Origin of the sequence: Hymenobacter gummosus, from assembly GCF_003970915.1 — a bacterium.
GTDB classification, from domain to species: domain Bacteria; phylum Bacteroidota; class Bacteroidia; order Cytophagales; family Hymenobacteraceae; genus Solirubrum; species Solirubrum gummosum.
In genome coordinates this window covers 141,557-157,091 of record NZ_RXOF01000015.1, presented here as the reverse complement: position 1 = coordinate 157,091, position 15,535 = coordinate 141,557, and the positions used below count along the sequence as shown (strand labels likewise).

The following is a 15,535-nucleotide window of genomic DNA, read 5'->3' as shown; positions in this document are numbered from 1 at the left end:
GACGGCAGCAGGTACACAAAAAAAGCGGCTCCAAAAGGAGCCGCTTCGGTTAGCAGTAATCCACAGCCGCTTAGGCAGCCAGATCGGTTTCGGGGTAGAGCGGGCGGATGGCGGCGTCGACGGGCTGGGGCAGCACGGCGGCCTCGGGCTCCTGGGAGCGGCGCAGGGCGCGCATCAGCAGGTAGCGGTATTTCTCGGCGTCGGCCAGGGCGGATTCTACGGCGCGCAGCGCGTCGTCGTAGGTTACCACGGGCACCATTTCCACGTCTTCACCGGTGGGATAAGTCAGCTGAAAAGTCGGCACGTTGAGGTATTCGGCGGGTGCTTTCATGGGTGTTATCGGCTGGTTGTCAGTGTCAGATTCAAAACACCAAAGCCGGCCGCGGCATTCCCGAAAACGGCCTAAAAGCTAAAATTATTAGCCCTGACTTTCAACTGGTTACTGCCTCATTTTATTCGCAGCACCAGCTTGCCGCACTGCTCCCCTTCGGCCATGCGCCGCAGGGCCTGCTCACCCTCGGCCAGGGGAAAAACGCTGTCGATGATGGGCACCAGCTTCGTCTCGTTGACCAGCTCCAGCAGGCCCGCAAAATCCTGGGCGGTGCCCATGGTGGAGCCCAGAATATCGAGCTGCTTCCAGAAGATGTGGCGCGGGGGCACGTTGGTCATGGTGCCAGTGGTGCCGCCGTAGAACACCAGTCGGCCGCCGGGCGCGGCGGCTTCCAGCAGCTCGGCCACCCCGGGTCCGGCCGCGCTGTCGATGATGAGGTCGAAGGGCCCGCCGGCCAGCTGCACCAGGGCCTTGCCGCAGCCCGCCTCGCGGTAGCTCAGGCCGCCGCGGGCGCCCAGCGTCTGGGCCCGCTCGATTTTTTCGGGCGTGCCCGACGTTACCCACACCTCGGCACCCCGGGCCACGGCCAGCTGCAGGGCCAGCAGCGCCACGCCGCCGCCGATGCCGGTGATGAGCACCCGCTCCCGGGGCTGCAGGCGGCCGCGGGTAAACAGCGCCCGGTAGGCCGTGACGCCGCCCAGCGGCAGGGCCGCCGCCTGCTCGGCCGTGAGGTGGGCCGGGCGCGGGTACACGTTGGCGGCGGGCACGCGCACGCACTCGGCAAAGGTGCCGTTCTGGGGCAAACCCAGAATCTGGAAGCTGCGGCCCTGGGCGCGCGGGTTGTCGCCCCATTGCTGGCCGGGGTCGATGATGACGGGCTGGTGGAGCAGGCTCGCGTCGACGCCCTCGCCCAGCTCAGCGACGGTGCCGGCCCCATCGGAGCCGAGGATGATGGGGAAGCGCAGACCCGCGTACTGGCCCTTCTGAATCCAGACGTCGCGGTGGTTGAGGGCGGCGGCCTGGAGGCGCACCAGCACCTCACCGGGGCCGGGCTGGGGCGTGGGCACGTCGCGCAGCTGCACCGGCTGGCCGATGCCGTCGAGAACTAAAGCTTTCATGGGAGGCAAAAAGCCGCAAAGCGCGGCCGGGGTGGGGTTTTGGGGAATGGTAAACGGTGCTACTGTCAACCTGTTTACCGCGGTTTTCGTTAGAGCAGAATGTCATCCACCGGCCGCCGCGGCGGCGCAACCTACCGAAATTCCCATGGCCTTACCGCTCGATCCACTGTTTACGTTTGAAGGGCCGGACGTCAATCCGGGGTTTCTGCTGGCGCAGGCCACGGCCCACTGGCAGCGCAGCTTGGCGCAGGTGCTGCAGCCCATGAACCTTACGCCCAGCCAGTTTTTGCTGCTGGCCACGGTGCAGCGCCTGGGGCAGCAGCCCGAGCCGGTGACGCAGGCCATGGTGGCCCAGCGCGCCCACTACGACAAAATGACCACCAGCAAGATTGTACGCGCCCTGGAGGAGAAAGGCCTGCTGGAACGCCCCGCCAACGAGCAGGACGCCCGCGCCCGTAGCCTGCGCCTGACGCCCACCGGCCTGAAAGCCGTAGTGCGCGCCGCCTGGGCCCTGGAGGAGTTCGACCAGCAGTTTTTCGGCCCCGAGGCCGCCGGCCTGGTGAAAACGCTGAAGCGTCTGCTGCCCGGCAGCGGCCCCGACGAAGCCCAGCAGCCCCCGGCCGCTTCGGCCGCCTAAGCTCCCGAGCCAGATATGCACCGGCCGGGCCTCACTGTGGAAGCAGCGGGGCCCGGCCGGCGTGCGTAGCAGCGGGGCGTATCAACTCAGAAAGCGGGCTTTCAGCTCGGCAGTGGGAAGCCAGCATTCGGTCTGGCGGCCAAACCAGCGGTAGCGGTGCCGGGCCACGAAGCGGTAGGCCGCGTCGCGCAGGGGGCGGGGCAGCAGATAGCCGACGCGGAGCAGGCGCCAGGGGCCGCCCAGGCGACTCAGAATGCGCAGAATGGCCGCGGAGTGGGTGTAGGCACGGCCGTTGTCGATGAGCACCACCGAATCGGGGTTGTCGGGGTCGGGGTTGACGCCGGCGGGCATCAGCCGCTGCCCGGCCTCGGACTGCAGGGAGGCGAAGCGGAAGCGGGCTTGCGCATCCCGGGCAATGATGAACTGCACCAGGCCGTGGCACAGGTTGCACACCCCGTCGAAGAGGATGATGGAAGAGTCGGCGGGCATGGCGCGCGGGCGGTGGGGCGAAGGAAGCGGCTCGGGTGGTACGCAGGCGGCGCGCCGGAGTTGGCCGGCGCACCTTTTTACCGGGGCCGACTCCTTTTCTTACCTGCAAAAAATGTGCACAAAAATTTCCGGTTAAAATCTCAGCTTAGGCCGGGTCGGCGGCGTATAAGCCCCTTGTGTTGCCTGTCGCAACGACTTCATAATCAACACCCACAACCAACACCCCCGCCCTATGAAACGCACTCGCATGCTCGGCATGGTGGGCGCCCTCAGCGCGCTGCTGGCCCTGGGCGCTTGCAGCAACGACGGCAACTCCAACGCCGGCTCCGGCATGGGGGCCGATGGCAACCACTCCAAGCCCGGCACCAACATGAGCTCCGACACCGCCCCCGATACGACCATGAGCAGTTCGGCCACGGACACCAGCACTACTACGCCATAGCTATTTCGTCGGTCTTACTACGCTTCGCACTATTTGGAAAGAGGAGGGAGAAAAAGGACGTCACGCTGTGGCTGTCCTTTTTTTCTGCCCTTGCGGGGCCCGCAACGGCCTTTTTGACAAGCTCGGCGCTATCCCAAATGCCGCGGCTGCGTAGTACCGGGGGCAAGCCGCTCTGGTCCCACCCAGCCTGGTCACCGGCCGGGCACCGTTTCGTTTCCCAATTCACCCACAACCAACACAACCATTTCCGATGAAAAAGTCCTTTGTCCCGGCCCTGGCCTTTGGCGCCGCCCTGCTGCTGAACGTAGCCGTTAGCAACTCCGCCGCTGCCCAGACCACCGGCACCACCACCGCCGGTACGACCGGCACGACCGGCACGACCTTGGGCTCGACCACCGGCACTACCACCATGGGCACCACCACCAGCGGTACCACTGGTACAACCACGATGGGCACCACCGCCGGTACTACAACCACAGGCACCACCAGCGGCACCACGACCCGCGGTACGACCAGCGGCACCACCGCGGGCTCGACCACCATGAGCACTTCGGGCACCACCGCCGGCTCGACGACGATGGGCACCACCGCTGGTACCACTTCGGGCACGACCAGCGGCTCGACCACGATGAGCACCTCGGGCACCACCAGCGGCACGACCTCGGGCCGCCGCGGCCGTACCACTTCGGGCCGTAGCACCTCAGGCAGCCGCACGACCAGCGGCCGCACCACTTCCGGCTCGACGTCGGGCTCGACCACGCGCTAATCCCAGCTGACTTTGCAGTACTCGGCCGACTTGCTGGACCGGGCGTCAGGGCAACTTCCCCCCGCGGAAGTTGCCCTTTCTGCGCCCTCCCCTGCCCCGCCTCCCGAACGGCCGGCCGCGCGGGGGTGGGCGGTGCTGCGGCGGCCCTTCGTACTCGATTTGCGCGCCCTGGCGCTGCTGCGCATGGCCGTGGCGGCCGTGGTGCTGCTCGACCTGGCCATCCGCAGTACCGACCTGGAGGCACACTACACCAACCTGGGCGTGCTGCCGCTGTACGTGCTGTTTGAGCGCGCCTGGAACCCCTACGAGTTTTCGGTGCACACCAGCAGCGGGCTGTGGCAGGTGCAGGCCCTGCTGTTTCTGACGGCGGCCGGCTGCGCCGTGGGGCTGCTGCTGGGCTGGCGCACCCGGCTGATGACGGTGCTGTCGTGGATGCTGCTGGTATCGGTGCAGAACCGCAACCCGATGATAGTGCAGGGCGGCGACGATTTGCTGCGCATGCTGCTGTTCTGGGGCATTTTCCTGCCCTGGGGCCGGGTGTGGGCCAAGGATGCCCAGGACCAGCCCCCGCCCGCCCGCTACGAGTACTTCAGCGCCGCCACGGTGGCCTACGTGGTGCAGCTGGCCCTGGTGTACGTGTGCACGGCGGCCCTAAAAAGCGGCCCCGAATGGCGCACCGAGGGCACGGCCCTGTACTACGCCCTGAGCTTGGACCAGCTGCTGATGCCCGGCGGCCGGCTGCTCTACCCGCACTACGAGCTGCTGCGGGCCCTCACGCACCTCACCTTCTACATGGAGCTGCTGCTGCCGGTGCTGCTGTTCATTCCGGTAGCCACCCCGGTGTGGCGGCTGGTGTTCGTGGCGGCCATCTTCGGCTTTCACACCATCATCAGCCTGACGCTGTTCGTGGGGCTGTTCTTCCTCATCAACTTCGCCTCCGTGCTGGGCCTGCTGCCCGCTTCGGCCCTCAGCTGGCTGGAGCGCCGGCTGGGCCCACCGCTGCGCCGCGCCTGGGGCTACCGGCCCCGCCTGCCCACCTGGCAGTGGCCCTGGCAGCTGCGGGTGCAGGCCGACTGGCACCCGGCGGCGCGGGCACACCGGCACTTCCGTCTGCTGCCCGCCCTGCGCGACACCGTGCTCTACGTGCTGCTGGCCTACACCATCTGGTGGAACCTCGACGGCATTGCCCGCCCCGACTACGCCCTGCGCGAGCCGCTGCGCTGGTTTGGCTACCTGTTTCGCACCGACCAGCACTGGGGCATGTTTGCGCCCACCGTGTTCAAGGACGACGGCTGGTACATTCTGGAAGGCCGCACCCGGGACGGCCGCCTGCTCGATTTGTACCGCGGCGGCCGGCCCGTGACGTACCGGAAGCCCTACTCCATCATGGCGCTGCACAAAAACGACCGGTGGCGCAAGTACTCCGAGAATTACCTGTTCGTGAGCAACAGCTGGATGCGGCCCTACTACTGCAACTACCTGCTGCGCCTCTGGCAGGAAAACCCGCGCAACCCGCGGCTCAAGCAGCTGGAGGTGGTGTACATGAAGGAAGTGTCGCTGCCGCGCTACCGCACCGAGCCGGTGAAACGGGAGGTGCTCTGCGGCTGCGCGCCCTGAGTGACTGAGTGAATGAGTGAATGAGTGAATAAAGCGTACTGACTTCTTTCTGGCAGGTGGGTTGTTCCGCTGACTTGCCGTTTCTGCTTCTCCTGGTCGGCGCTGCCCGTGCGCAACGCCGGCTACTTTCCTTCTGACCATCCGACCTTCATTCCCTATGAGCGAGTATCTGGACCACCTCAAAGCCCGCCCCAACCGGGCCACCACGCCCGAGCTGCAGTTTGTGGCCCCCGGCGTGTGGGCGCTGCGCAACGTGTTCGTCAACCTGTTCTTCGTGCGCCAGGGCTACAACACCGGCCCCTGGGTGCTCATCGACGCGGGCCTGCCGGGCGCGGCCGGCAAAATCCGGCGCACGGCCGAGCAGCTGTTCGGCCCCGATGCCCGCCCCGAGGCCATCATCCTCACCCACGGCCACTTCGACCACGCCGGCGCCCTCGAAAGCCTGGCCAACTACTGGAACGTGCCCGTGTACGCTCACCCGCTCGAAATGCCCTACATCACCGGCCGCTCCAGCTACCCCCCGCCCGACCCCACGGCCGGCGGCGGGGCCATGGCCTGGCTGTCGGGGCTCTACCCCAAGCACCCCTACGACGTGAGCCGCCGCGCCCAGCCCCTGCCCGACGACGGCTCGGTGCCGGTGCTGACGGACTGGCGCTGGGTGTTTACGCCCGGCCACTCGCCCGGCCACGTGTCGTTTTTCCGCGAGTCCGACCGGGTGCTCATTGCCGGCGACGCCTTCGTGACCACCCAGCAGGAATCGGCGCTGGCGGTGTGGGAGCAGCGCCAGGAGGTGCACGGCCCGCCCCGCTACTTCACCTGCGACTGGGAATCGGCGCGCCGCTCGGTGGAGCGCCTGGCCCGGCTACAGCCCGCCGTGGCGGCCACCGGCCACGGCATCCCGATGCGCGGGGCGGTGCTGCAGCGCGAGCTGACGGAGCTGGCCCAGCACTTCCGCGAGCTGGCCGTGCCCGCCGCGGGCCGCTACGTGGATGCCCCCGCCGTGGCCGACGAATCGGGCGTGCGGGCCGTGCCCCCGCCCGCCCACGACGCGCGCCTGCCGTGGATTCTGGGTGGCCTGGCCGCGACTATCGGCCTGGGCATCGGCATCTGGCTCAGCCAGCGCGACGAGGGCCGCAAGTCTTACAAGCGCTACCGCCGCCACCGCCAGCACCACCTCGACGACCCGGCCGCCTACAGCGTCGACCCGTTTACGCCGGTGGACGAAACCGACGGCTGGTTTCCGGGGCCGCAGAACCTGTAGGTGCGCCGGCCGATTCAGCCCGCTGTGATATGAAAAGTGCCCACCGATTACTCGGCGGGCACTTTTGTATTACGAGAAACCCTTTGCCACCAGCTCAGGAGGCACTTTCCAAAGCGTAAAAGCCTGCTCCGACTACTCAGCGGACACTTTTTCAGTCGTAGAGGCCCGCCCCGACTACTCAGCGGGGACTTTCGCATCATGCCAAACCCCGCCCTGAGTTGCCGGCGAAGCCATTTTCGGGTTGCCCCCCCCGCCCGGACTTATCGGCAGCCGCACGGCGGAAGTGCGCAGCCCGCCGGGACTTGTCTCGAAGCACTTCGGTGAGGCGAAAAGTGGCCCGCGATTAGTCCCGGGACGCAACATCAAGTGTAGAAATGTCCCGCGTCTAGTCGCGGGGCACTTCGACAACCTGGAATAGTGCCTCGCGACTAGACGCGGGGTATTTCATTACTTATTGCAGGGCGTCGAGAGTTGAAGCGGGACGCGGCAACAACCAGAATGAGGCACCGCGACTTGAAGCGGAGCACTTCAACAAGCTGAAATGCCCGCCGCTTCTCGAAGCGGTGGGCTTTGGCGCCGGACTACGTCCCGGCCGGCAGCAGGTCGCAGTACCAGAAGGCGGCGCCAAGGGGGTCGGGCTCGTCATCGGTAGCCGCGGCGGGGCTCTGGTAGGTGCGGCGCAGCAGCTCGCCGCGCTGCACGGCTATGGGCTGGCTGAAATAGGGCGCGTCGTACACGAAGCTGTGGTACTCGCCGTTTTCGCCGCAGCTATCCACCGTGGCGGGCAGGTCGCGGATAAAGTCGCGGTCCAGCTCCCGGCCGCAGAAGCTTTGGTCGAGGTGCTGCTCGCTCACGCACACCACAATGGCCCGGAAGCCCAGATCGAAGAACTCGGCCAGCAGCTCGGCGGCGGGCTTATGCCAGATGGGAAAGCGCGCCTGCCAGCCGATGCGGGCCAGCTGCTGCTCGCGGTACTGGCGCAGATCGGCCAGGTGCAGGTCGCCGAAAAGGCTGGTGCGCACGCCCCCGGCCGCCAGCTCATCCAGGGCCGCCGTCATGCGCTGCTCGTAGATTTCCATCGAGGGCATTTCGGGCAGCCACACCTCCGTCAGCGGCAGGCCGATGCGCCGGGCCTGGGCCTGCAGCAGCTCGGCGCGCACGCCGTGCATGGCCACGCGGCCGTAGTGCTCATTGAGGGTGGTGAGCAGGTGGGCGGGGCGCAGCGCGGGGGCGCGCAGGGCGTGGTAGAGGCCCAGGGCCGAGTCTTTGCCCCCGCTCCAGCTCATCACGGCGGGCAGCGGGCGGATGTCAGTAGGATGCACAGCCGCAAACCTACGGCGTGGCGCGAATTGCCGGCAGCCCGGCAGTACCGAAAAAATCCGGTTGCTTCACGCGCCGGAGAATCGGCCGGCATGACCATATTTGGCCTCGCCCGCGTATACGGGCACACGCACTGCGCTTCTCTCATTCCAAACCCTCCCGCATCCGCTATGCTGACCTCCCTTCGCGTGCTCGGCGCCGCTCTGCTTCTGCTGCCCCTAGCCTCCTGCGACAGCGGCAACCCGCTGAACCCCGGCGTCAACGACCGCACCAACAACGACTCCTTCGCCTCGGCTCCCCCCGCCACCCGCGTCGATACCGAGCGCGACAGCGTGTCGGGCGGCGGCAAGGCCTACCGCCCCGTCGGCACCGGCTCCCTGAACCGCTCCACGGCCGAAGCCATCAGCTCGCAGCCCGGCGGTGAGCCGAACACCTCTAAGTACACCGACGGCGGCACCACCGACGGCAGCAGCACCACCAGCGGCCGGAGCCTGACCAACCGCGGCACCTCCGACACCGAAGTGCCGGGCACTACCAGCGGCGCCAGCAACAGCAGCGGCCAGGGCCGCGGTACCCTCGGCAACGCCCCGCGCGAAACCAACCCGACGGGCGCCAGTGAGTCGATGAATGGCACCGGGTCGACGCAGCAGACCAACCAGCCCCGGCGCGGCGCCCAAAACTAAGCCTGCTGCTACCGCCCCGTTTACGGCCGCCCTCTGCGTCACCGCGGAGGGCGGCTTTTTTTCGGCCGGCCTACTTCGATTTGGGTATAACCCCGGAGCCCGCGCCCGCATAACGCATTAAAAATCAGTATTATTTCAGTTGGCGCCACCCCCAAAAAGGGCATCTGAAACGCGTATAAGAGCCAGAAGAGCATTGCTCATTTTCTCATCCAAATTCTGACTTGTCATGCGTAAACCCTGGCTTCCACTGCTGCTGGGCCTGACCCTGTGCGCGGCCCCTGCCCTGACCTCCTGCGACGACGATGATTCGCCGAGCACGACCTCCGGCACTACATCCGGCACGACCTCGGGTACGACCTCGGGCACCACGTCCGGTACTACATCAAGCACCACCTCCGGCACTACTGGCACTACCAGCAGCACCACTTCTGGCACAACTGGCACCACTAGCAGTACCACTTCGGGTACTACCAGCAGCACCACCTCAGGCACCACCAGCAGTACCACCTCCGGCACGACCGGCAGCACGACCTCCAGTACCACTAGCGGTACTACTTCGGGCACCACGGGCTCGACCAGCGGCACTACGACTGGTAGCACTTCGGGCACTACTGCCGGTACCACCAGCGGCACCACGACCTCGGGCACTACTACGTCGGGCACGACCAGCGGCACTACCTCGGGTACGACTTCGGGCACTACGGGCTCGACTACCTCGGGTACCACCGGCGGTACTACGGGCTCGACTACCTAAACTCGCTTCGCAGCCTGGCTCCGGCCTCTGCTACCCTGACGCCCCGGCGCGGGGCGGCAGGGGCCGGTTGCATTGGTGACGAATACGGAGTGGGCCCGGAAGCTAAAATCAGGGTTTTCCGGCTTAAAATCCGGGTAAAGCGGCCGGGGCGGCTTGCGTAAACCGGAGGGCAACCACTACCCCTAGCCATGAGTTTTTCGGCCTCCCAACCCAAATCCTATTCCCGCTACTCCGCAACCGTAGTAGCCACCAGCTCCGCCCCTCGCTACTGCTACTCCTCGTCGGCGGCGCCTACGGGCCAGTACCACCGCTACCGCTACGGGCGGCACGGCCGCACGCCCCGCAGCCAGGAGCCCCGCTCCGACGCCGCGGCGGAGTAGCCCGCAGCACGGAAGTCCGCTGCGTCTCGCGGCTACCTGAACGCCAAACGGCCCCGCAACGCAGGTTGCGGGGCCGTTTGGCGTTTTGTATTCGGGCTTACTGCTGCTTGGCGGCCCAGGCGTCCATTTTCTGCTCCAGCACGGCCAGGGGCATTACCCCGTCCTTGAGCAGCTCGTCGTGGAAGTCCTGGATCTTGAACTTCGCGCCCAGCTGCTGCTCGTACTTCCGGCGCAACTCCTGGATCTTGAGCTGCCCGATTTTGTACGACAGCGCCTGCCCTGGAATGGCCATGTACCGCTCGATTTCGGCCGTGGCCCCGTCCAGGTCGATGGCCTCGTTGTCCATCATGTACTTGATGGCCTGCTCGCGCGTCATGCCCTTGGTGTGCATGCCCACGTCGACGACCAGGCGGATGGCGCGGTGAATTTCGTCGCCCAGGGCGCCCATGTACTGGTAGGGGTCGGTGTAGAGGCCCAGCTCCTTGCCCAGGCTTTCGGTGTAGAGGGCCCAGCCTTCGCCCATGGCCCCGTACCAGGCAAAGCGGCGGAATTTGGGCAGGTCGGTGTTTTCCTGCTGCAGCGAGGTCTGGTAGTGGTGGCCCGGAATGGCCTCGTGCAGAAACAGCGACTCCATGCCCGAAGTGGTGCGGAAGGTTTTCGCGTCGAGAATGGGCACGTAGAAGATGCCGGGGCGGGAGCCGTCGGGCGTGCCGGGCTGGTACTCGGCCGAGGCCGATTTCTCGCGGAACTCCTCGGTCTGGCGAATTTCAAACGGCGTTTTGGGCGTGCGGCCGAACAGCTTGGGCAGGTTGGGCGTGATGCGCGCCTGAATGCCGCGGAAGGCGTCGAGTACCTGCGCGTCGGTTTTGTAGGGCGTGAAGCGCTTGTCGGAGCGCATGTAGTTGAAGAAGGCGTTCAGGTCGCCCTTGTAGCCCACCTGCTGGCGCACGCGCTCCATCTCGCCCCGGATGCGCTTCACCTCGGCCAGCCCGGTCTTGTAGATTTCGTCCTCCGGCTTGTTGGTGGTGGTCCAGTAGCGCACGAAGTAGCGGTAGATGCCCGCCCCACCCGGCACCGACACGATGCCGGTGCTGGTGCGGGCCTTGGGCAGGTACTCGTTCTTCATAAACTGGCCCAGCTTGCGGTAGGTGGGCACCAGCTCGTTCTGAATGGCCGCCCGGTAGGCCGCGGTGATGCGCTGCTGGTCGGCGGCGGCAATACCGGTCTTGCCCAAGTTGCGGATGGGGCCGTAAAAGTCGCTCTGGGTGGGGTCGGCTTTCACCTGGGCTTCCAGCTGCGGAATGATCTTCAGCACCAGCGGGCGGGGCAGCACCACGCCGGCCTGCATGCCGCGGCGGAAGTTGCTGATGGCCGTATCGGCCCACACCGAGAAGCCGCGCACCCGGCCCAGCCAGTTGTCGTAGTCCTGAGCGGTTTTGAAGGGCTGAATACTCTCGCCGGCCCCGTACTGGGCCATGCTCAGCGGCAGGCCCCAGAACTGCTGAAACGGAATCATCCAGGTGTTCAGCTTCAGCCCTTCCAGGCTCATCTGCAGGTCGTATTTGAAGATATCGTAGCTGATGCGGTCATTGTCCGACAGCTTTTCGCGGTCGAACTGTCCGAGCTGGTCGAGGTACTTCTGGTAGTACTGGCGCTGCTGCTCGCGGAAGGCGGCCGTCTGGTCGTTGGGCAGCTGGTCGTTGTAGCGGTTGTCGCCGTTGGTGGTGGCGTTCAGCGGGAAGAGCTTGGCGTTTTCCTCCCAGTACTGGTCGAGCAGGGTGCCCAGGTCTTTCACGTCGGCGGCGGTGGCGTTCTGCGACGCTTGGTTTTCGGTAGTGGTAGCCTGCTGCGAGCAGCCCAGCAGCAGGGCGCCGGCCAGCAAACCGGCGGCGAAGTAGCGGTTCTTCATGCGGGGAGAAGGAGGAAATGCAAAAGAGTGGGCTGAATCTAGCGGCTTTCGGGGCATTTTTCCGCATCCGCCCCGCCAATTCTGCTCTCTCCCGAAAGGAGGTACGTTGTGGCTTTTAGCGCTGCTTCCCATTGCGGGGACGTCCGGCGTGCCGCAAGTCGGCTGCCTCTGCTATTTTCGTCCGTTATGCCCAATTCCATTCCCGACGCCTGCTACTTCCAGAACCCCGCCGCTACCATCAACCACGTGGCCGGCGAGGATTTTCTGCGTTTGCACTGGAGCGCCGCCAAAACCAGCCCCGACGAGCTGCGGGCCGTGTACCAGCACACGCTGCGCGCTTTCACGCACTTCGGCTACCGCAAGCTGCTCAGCGACCATTCGCAGCGCCCGCCCATGCCGAGCGAGGTAAGTACCTGGCTGGCGGAGGAGTGGATTCCGCGGGCGGTACGGGAGGCCGGCTATTCCCACTGCGCCGTCGTCGACAACAGCACGCCGCTGGGGCGGCTGGCGGCCCAGGCCGTGGGGGCGCAGCTGCCGCCGGGGCTGCTCACTTTCCGCTACTTCCCCACGCTGGCCGAGGCCCTGGGCTGGCTGCGGACGCAGTAAACCAAGCGCACAAAAAAGCCCCGCCTGATGACCAGGCGGGGCTTTTGCTTGGGAGGGGCGGCTATTTCTTGTGCTGTTTGAGGTACTCCTTGGCTTCGCGATACTCGCTGGATTTGTGGTCGGCCTTGTCCTGCACCACGGCGTAGTAGCGGCGGGCGGTAGCCACGTCGCGGCGGTCGGCGGCCAGGCGGGCCAGGTGCTGATTGGCCAGCACGTAGAAGCCCGGGCCGGTGTCGCCGGTGCTTTCGGCAAAGACGATGCAGCGCTGGTAGTAGTCCTGGGCCTTGGCCGGGTCGTCGTAGCGGTTTTCGTGGAGCCAGGCCAGGAAGAAAGTGGCGTAGCGGCCGCTCACGGCCTCGTAGCCGGGCAGGCCGCGGTTGAGTTTGTCGAGAATGTCGCGGCTTAGCTTTTCGCACTCGTCGTACTCGCCGCGGTTGTAGCACACCAGGGCGCAGAAGCGCTGGAAATAGGCGTTGTCGGGGTAAGTGGCCACCAGCTTGCGGGCCACGGGCAGGGCGGCGGCGGGGTCATTTTCGTCGTTGTAGAGAATCTTCATCAGGAAGAACCGCGCCTCCGGGGCCGTGTAGAAGCCGTTGTCGGCCACGTTGCGCAGCTGCTGCAGGCCCAGCTGCTTGTTGCCCTTGGGAAAAAACAGCAGCACCGGCCGCAGCAGCGGGTAGTTATCCGAAATCCAGGGGGCGTAGTAGTTCATCAGCGCCTGCCCAAACAGAAATTCCGGGCTCAGCCCGTTGGCTTCCTGGCTTTTGGCGAGGTAGTTCAGGGCCTCCTTGCTGTAGACGGTGGCCTTGCCCCAGTTCTTCCGCTCGGCGTGCAGGCGGGCGGCAAAGCCGTAAGCGGCCGAGAGGAAAAAGCAGGCCTCGTAGTTCTGGTCGTCGGCCTTGTACTGGGTTTCGGCCTTGGTAATGGCCGTGTCCATGTAGGCGAAGAAGGGCCGGTCGTAGAGCTTGACCTGCACGTTCGAGGGCACGATTTTCCACCACTGGCTCAGGCCCAGCAGAAAGTACGGCATGGGGTGCTGGGGGTAGCGGCGGCGCAGGGAACGGAACTGCTTTTCGGCCCGGTCGAACTTGAAGTTGTAGAGGTTGCGCACGGCCCCGTCCAGCTCCAGCTGAATGTCCTTGTCGAGCAGCAGCCAGTTCTTGGTGTTGATGGCGTCGGGCAGCACCACCACGCTGTCGAGCTGAATGGGCGGGCGGCGCCGGGTGGTATCGGGCGTTTGGGCGACGGCACTGCCCGCCAGCGCCAGGCACCACACCAGAATAGACACGAATAGCCCCGCGGGGCGTGGCAGCAGATGCATAGAGTAGACACAAAGGGCCCGGCGGAGCACGGCAGGCTCGGGGAACAACGGCCGGTGCGGGGCAGCTAACATACGCGGCGGCCAGCTTTTCGGCTGCATTATCGTCGGGCTTCGCGCAGAAAATGGATTCAAAACGGGAAAACCCGGTCTGCAAATCGGAGTTATACAGGCTTTCCAATCTTATCTATTTCCCTTCAACATGGAAGTACTCAACGGTAAAACGGCACTGGTAACGGGCGCCGGGCAAGGCATCGGGCGGGCCGTAGCGCTGGCCCTGGCGCAGGAAGGCGTGCGCGTAGGCCTGCTGGCCCGCAGCGAAGCCCCGCTGCGCGAGCTGGCCCGGGAAATCGAGGCGCTGGGCGCCCAGGCCGCCGTGGTAACGGCCGACGTAGCCGACCGCGCTGCCGTGGAAGCGGCCGTGGCCCAGGTGCAGCAGCAGCTCGGCCCCATCGACATTCTCATCAACAACGCCGGCACGGCCGCCTTCGGCAAGTTTCTGGAATTGGAGCCCGCGGCTTGGGAAAACATCATCCAGGTGAACCTGCTGGGTACCTACTACACCACCCGCGCCGTGCTGCCGCCGATGATTGAGCGGCAAACGGGCGACATCATCAACATCAGCAGCACGGCCGGGCAGCGCGGCGCCCCCGTCACCAGCGCCTACAGCGCCTCCAAAGCCGCCGTGCTGGCCTTGTCGGAATCCCTGATGCAGGAGGTGCGCAAGCACAACATTCGCGTGACGGCCCTTACGCCGAGCACCGTGGCCACGCCCCTGGCCGCCGAGCTGAAGCTCACCGACGGCAACCCCGAGAAAGTCATGCAGGCCGAGGACCTGGCCGAGCTGATTGTGGCCCACCTCAAGCTCAACCGCCGCGTATTCGTGAAGGAAGCCGGCCTGTGGAGCACGAACCCGTGATGAGCGGATACAGCAGAACGTCATCCTGACGAAGGAAGGACCTTCCTCCCACCCCGCACCGCCGCTGATGTCAACGTGCAGACGCCAATCAGCCAGAACGATAAAAGCGCAGCTACCACCATTAGGGCGTTGGTAGCTGCGCTTCTTCGTTGGTGCAGGGTTCGAGCAAGGTCCTTCCTTCGTCAGGATGACGTGCCGGGTTTACCCGCTCATTCACTTACCTTTTTTACTCCCTGCCCGGCGCGGGCGTAGGCGAAGCGGGCCAGGGGCTCGGCGCGCAGGTAGCCGTCGAGGCCGCTGATGCACACGTCGTCGAGGGCGGCCAGGTCCAGGGTACCGTCGGGGCGCAGGGCTTCGGGGGCCAGGTATACGTGCTCCACCGCCCCGATCAGCAGCACCGTGCCGTTGGCCTGAATGGGCAGCTCCTCCAGCAGGCGCAGGCCCACGCTCAGCTGGCTTTCGGCCACGTAGGGCGCCGGAAATTCGTCGCGGTACGCCGGCGTGAGGCCGCAGGCGTCAAACTCCGATTCGGCGCGGGGGAAGTTGGCCGAGGTGTAGTGCGCCTTGTCGACGAAACCGGCGTGCACGTGGTTGAGAGTGCAGCAGCCGGTGGCCCGGATGTTCTCGTAGGTGTGGCGCGGCACCGTGGTCGGGCGCGTTACCAGGCCCAGCAGCGGCGGGTCGGAGCCCAGGTGCAGGGCCGAGCTGAAAATGGCCAGGTTGGTGGCCCCATCGGCCGCAGCCGTGCCAATGAGGTTGGCCGGCTTGTAGCCCGAGAGGGCGTTGACGAGGTTGAGCCGGTAGATTTTGTCGAAGCCCTGAATGTCGGCGCGGGTGAGGTGGTGCATGGGGGCGAAGCTGTGCGTGGCAACTGCACAGCTCTACTGCCGGAGCGCCCCGGAAGTTTACCCCGGCCGCTGGTTGTGGCGCTTTCCGTGTCCAGCCCGGGCTACCCCGACCGCGGTCCGTCGTCCTCTACCAGTCC

The 15,535-nt window shown here is 66.0% G+C and carries 17 protein-coding genes; 10 read left to right on the top strand and 7 right to left on the bottom strand.

Annotated elements, in window-relative coordinates:
• Window positions 1-70: 70 nt before the first annotated feature.
• Together EJV47_RS21880 and EJV47_RS21875 are read right to left on the bottom strand one after the other, a co-directional pair.
• On the bottom strand, window positions 71-331 hold the full coding sequence (locus EJV47_RS21880) for a hypothetical protein (RefSeq protein WP_126695341.1): 261 nt from the start codon (window positions 329-331) through the stop codon (window positions 71-73).
• Between the two features lie 116 nt (window positions 332-447).
• A complete protein-coding gene (locus tag EJV47_RS21875) occupies window positions 448-1,449 on the bottom strand; it encodes a zinc-binding dehydrogenase (protein ID WP_126695340.1) in 1,002 nt (333 codons plus the stop codon).
• A gap of 145 nt (window positions 1,450-1,594) precedes the next feature.
• On the opposite strand from EJV47_RS21875, the gene EJV47_RS21870 reads away from it, so the two are divergent.
• Window positions 1,595-2,086 carry a MarR family winged helix-turn-helix transcriptional regulator gene (locus tag EJV47_RS21870; protein WP_165903875.1) on the top strand — a complete coding sequence of 164 codons (492 nt, stop codon included), beginning with the start codon at window positions 1,595-1,597 and terminating at the stop codon, window positions 2,084-2,086.
• Between the two features lie 81 nt (window positions 2,087-2,167).
• Here EJV47_RS21870 and EJV47_RS21865 read toward each other — a convergent pair whose 3' ends face one another.
• Entirely contained in the window at window positions 2,168-2,575 is a 408-nt protein-coding gene (locus EJV47_RS21865; protein WP_126695338.1) for a thiol-disulfide oxidoreductase DCC family protein, read from the bottom strand.
• Between the two features lie 232 nt (window positions 2,576-2,807).
• On the opposite strand from EJV47_RS21865, the gene EJV47_RS21860 reads away from it, so the two are divergent.
• The 4 genes from EJV47_RS21860 to EJV47_RS21845 all read left to right on the top strand — a co-directional run bounded on the left by EJV47_RS21860 (window position 2,808) and on the right by EJV47_RS21845 (window position 6,661).
• The gene (locus tag EJV47_RS21860) at window positions 2,808-3,017 is read left to right on the top strand and encodes a hypothetical protein (RefSeq protein WP_126695337.1); all 210 of its coding nucleotides are present in this window, start codon (window positions 2,808-2,810) and stop codon (window positions 3,015-3,017) included.
• Window positions 3,018-3,267: 250 nt separating this feature from the next.
• A complete protein-coding gene (locus tag EJV47_RS28485; protein ID WP_207895960.1) occupies window positions 3,268-3,783 on the top strand; it encodes a hypothetical protein in 516 nt (171 codons plus the stop codon).
• 159 nt (window positions 3,784-3,942) lie between these two features.
• Window positions 3,943-5,400 carry a hypothetical protein gene (locus EJV47_RS21850; RefSeq protein WP_243651266.1) on the top strand — a complete coding sequence of 486 codons (1,458 nt, stop codon included), beginning with the start codon at window positions 3,943-3,945 and terminating at the stop codon, window positions 5,398-5,400.
• Window positions 5,401-5,557: 157 nt separating this feature from the next.
• Window positions 5,558-6,661 (top strand): MBL fold metallo-hydrolase, encoded by a 1,104-nt coding sequence (locus EJV47_RS21845; protein WP_126695336.1) that lies wholly within the window; start codon window positions 5,558-5,560, stop codon window positions 6,659-6,661.
• A 581-nt stretch (window positions 6,662-7,242) separates the two neighbouring features.
• Here the strand turns inward: EJV47_RS21845 and EJV47_RS21840 are convergent.
• Window positions 7,243-7,983, bottom strand: a complete 741-nt coding sequence (locus tag EJV47_RS21840) for a Dph6-related ATP pyrophosphatase (RefSeq protein ID WP_243651265.1) — start codon at window positions 7,981-7,983, stop codon at window positions 7,243-7,245.
• Window positions 7,984-8,151: 168 nt separating this feature from the next.
• Here EJV47_RS21840 and EJV47_RS21835 point away from each other — a divergent pair, with 168 nt between their 5' ends.
• From EJV47_RS21835 to EJV47_RS21825, 3 genes are all read left to right on the top strand, one after another.
• Window positions 8,152-8,664 (top strand): hypothetical protein, encoded by a 513-nt coding sequence (locus EJV47_RS21835; RefSeq protein WP_126695335.1) that lies wholly within the window; start codon window positions 8,152-8,154, stop codon window positions 8,662-8,664.
• A 226-nt stretch (window positions 8,665-8,890) separates the two neighbouring features.
• The gene (locus EJV47_RS21830; RefSeq protein ID WP_126695334.1) at window positions 8,891-9,418 is read left to right on the top strand and encodes a hypothetical protein; all 528 of its coding nucleotides are present in this window, start codon (window positions 8,891-8,893) and stop codon (window positions 9,416-9,418) included.
• Window positions 9,419-9,606: 188 nt separating this feature from the next.
• Window positions 9,607-9,798: a hypothetical protein gene (locus tag EJV47_RS21825; protein ID WP_126695333.1), complete on the top strand. Its 192-nt coding sequence runs from the start codon at window positions 9,607-9,609 to the stop codon at window positions 9,796-9,798.
• A gap of 97 nt (window positions 9,799-9,895) precedes the next feature.
• On the opposite strand, the gene EJV47_RS21820 is transcribed toward EJV47_RS21825, so the two are convergent.
• The gene (locus EJV47_RS21820) at window positions 9,896-11,707 is read right to left on the bottom strand and encodes a DUF885 domain-containing protein (RefSeq protein WP_126695332.1); all 1,812 of its coding nucleotides are present in this window, start codon (window positions 11,705-11,707) and stop codon (window positions 9,896-9,898) included.
• A 186-nt stretch (window positions 11,708-11,893) separates the two neighbouring features.
• On the opposite strand from EJV47_RS21820, the gene EJV47_RS21815 reads away from it, so the two are divergent.
• A complete protein-coding gene (locus EJV47_RS21815; protein WP_126695331.1) occupies window positions 11,894-12,313 on the top strand; it encodes a hypothetical protein in 420 nt (139 codons plus the stop codon).
• 61 nt (window positions 12,314-12,374) lie between these two features.
• Here the strand turns inward: EJV47_RS21815 and EJV47_RS21810 are convergent, their stop codons facing one another.
• A complete protein-coding gene (locus tag EJV47_RS21810; protein ID WP_243651264.1) occupies window positions 12,375-13,634 on the bottom strand; it encodes a tetratricopeptide repeat protein in 1,260 nt (419 codons plus the stop codon).
• A gap of 199 nt (window positions 13,635-13,833) precedes the next feature.
• Between EJV47_RS21810 and EJV47_RS21805 the strand changes: the two genes are divergently transcribed.
• Window positions 13,834-14,550, top strand: coding sequence for a 3-ketoacyl-ACP reductase (locus EJV47_RS21805; RefSeq protein ID WP_126695330.1), 717 nt, complete (start codon window positions 13,834-13,836; stop codon window positions 14,548-14,550).
• 209 nt (window positions 14,551-14,759) lie between these two features.
• Here EJV47_RS21805 and EJV47_RS21800 read toward each other — a convergent pair whose 3' ends face one another.
• Entirely contained in the window at window positions 14,760-15,398 is a 639-nt protein-coding gene (locus tag EJV47_RS21800) for a flavin reductase family protein (protein ID WP_126695329.1), read from the bottom strand.
• Window positions 15,399-15,535: the final 137 nt, after the last annotated feature.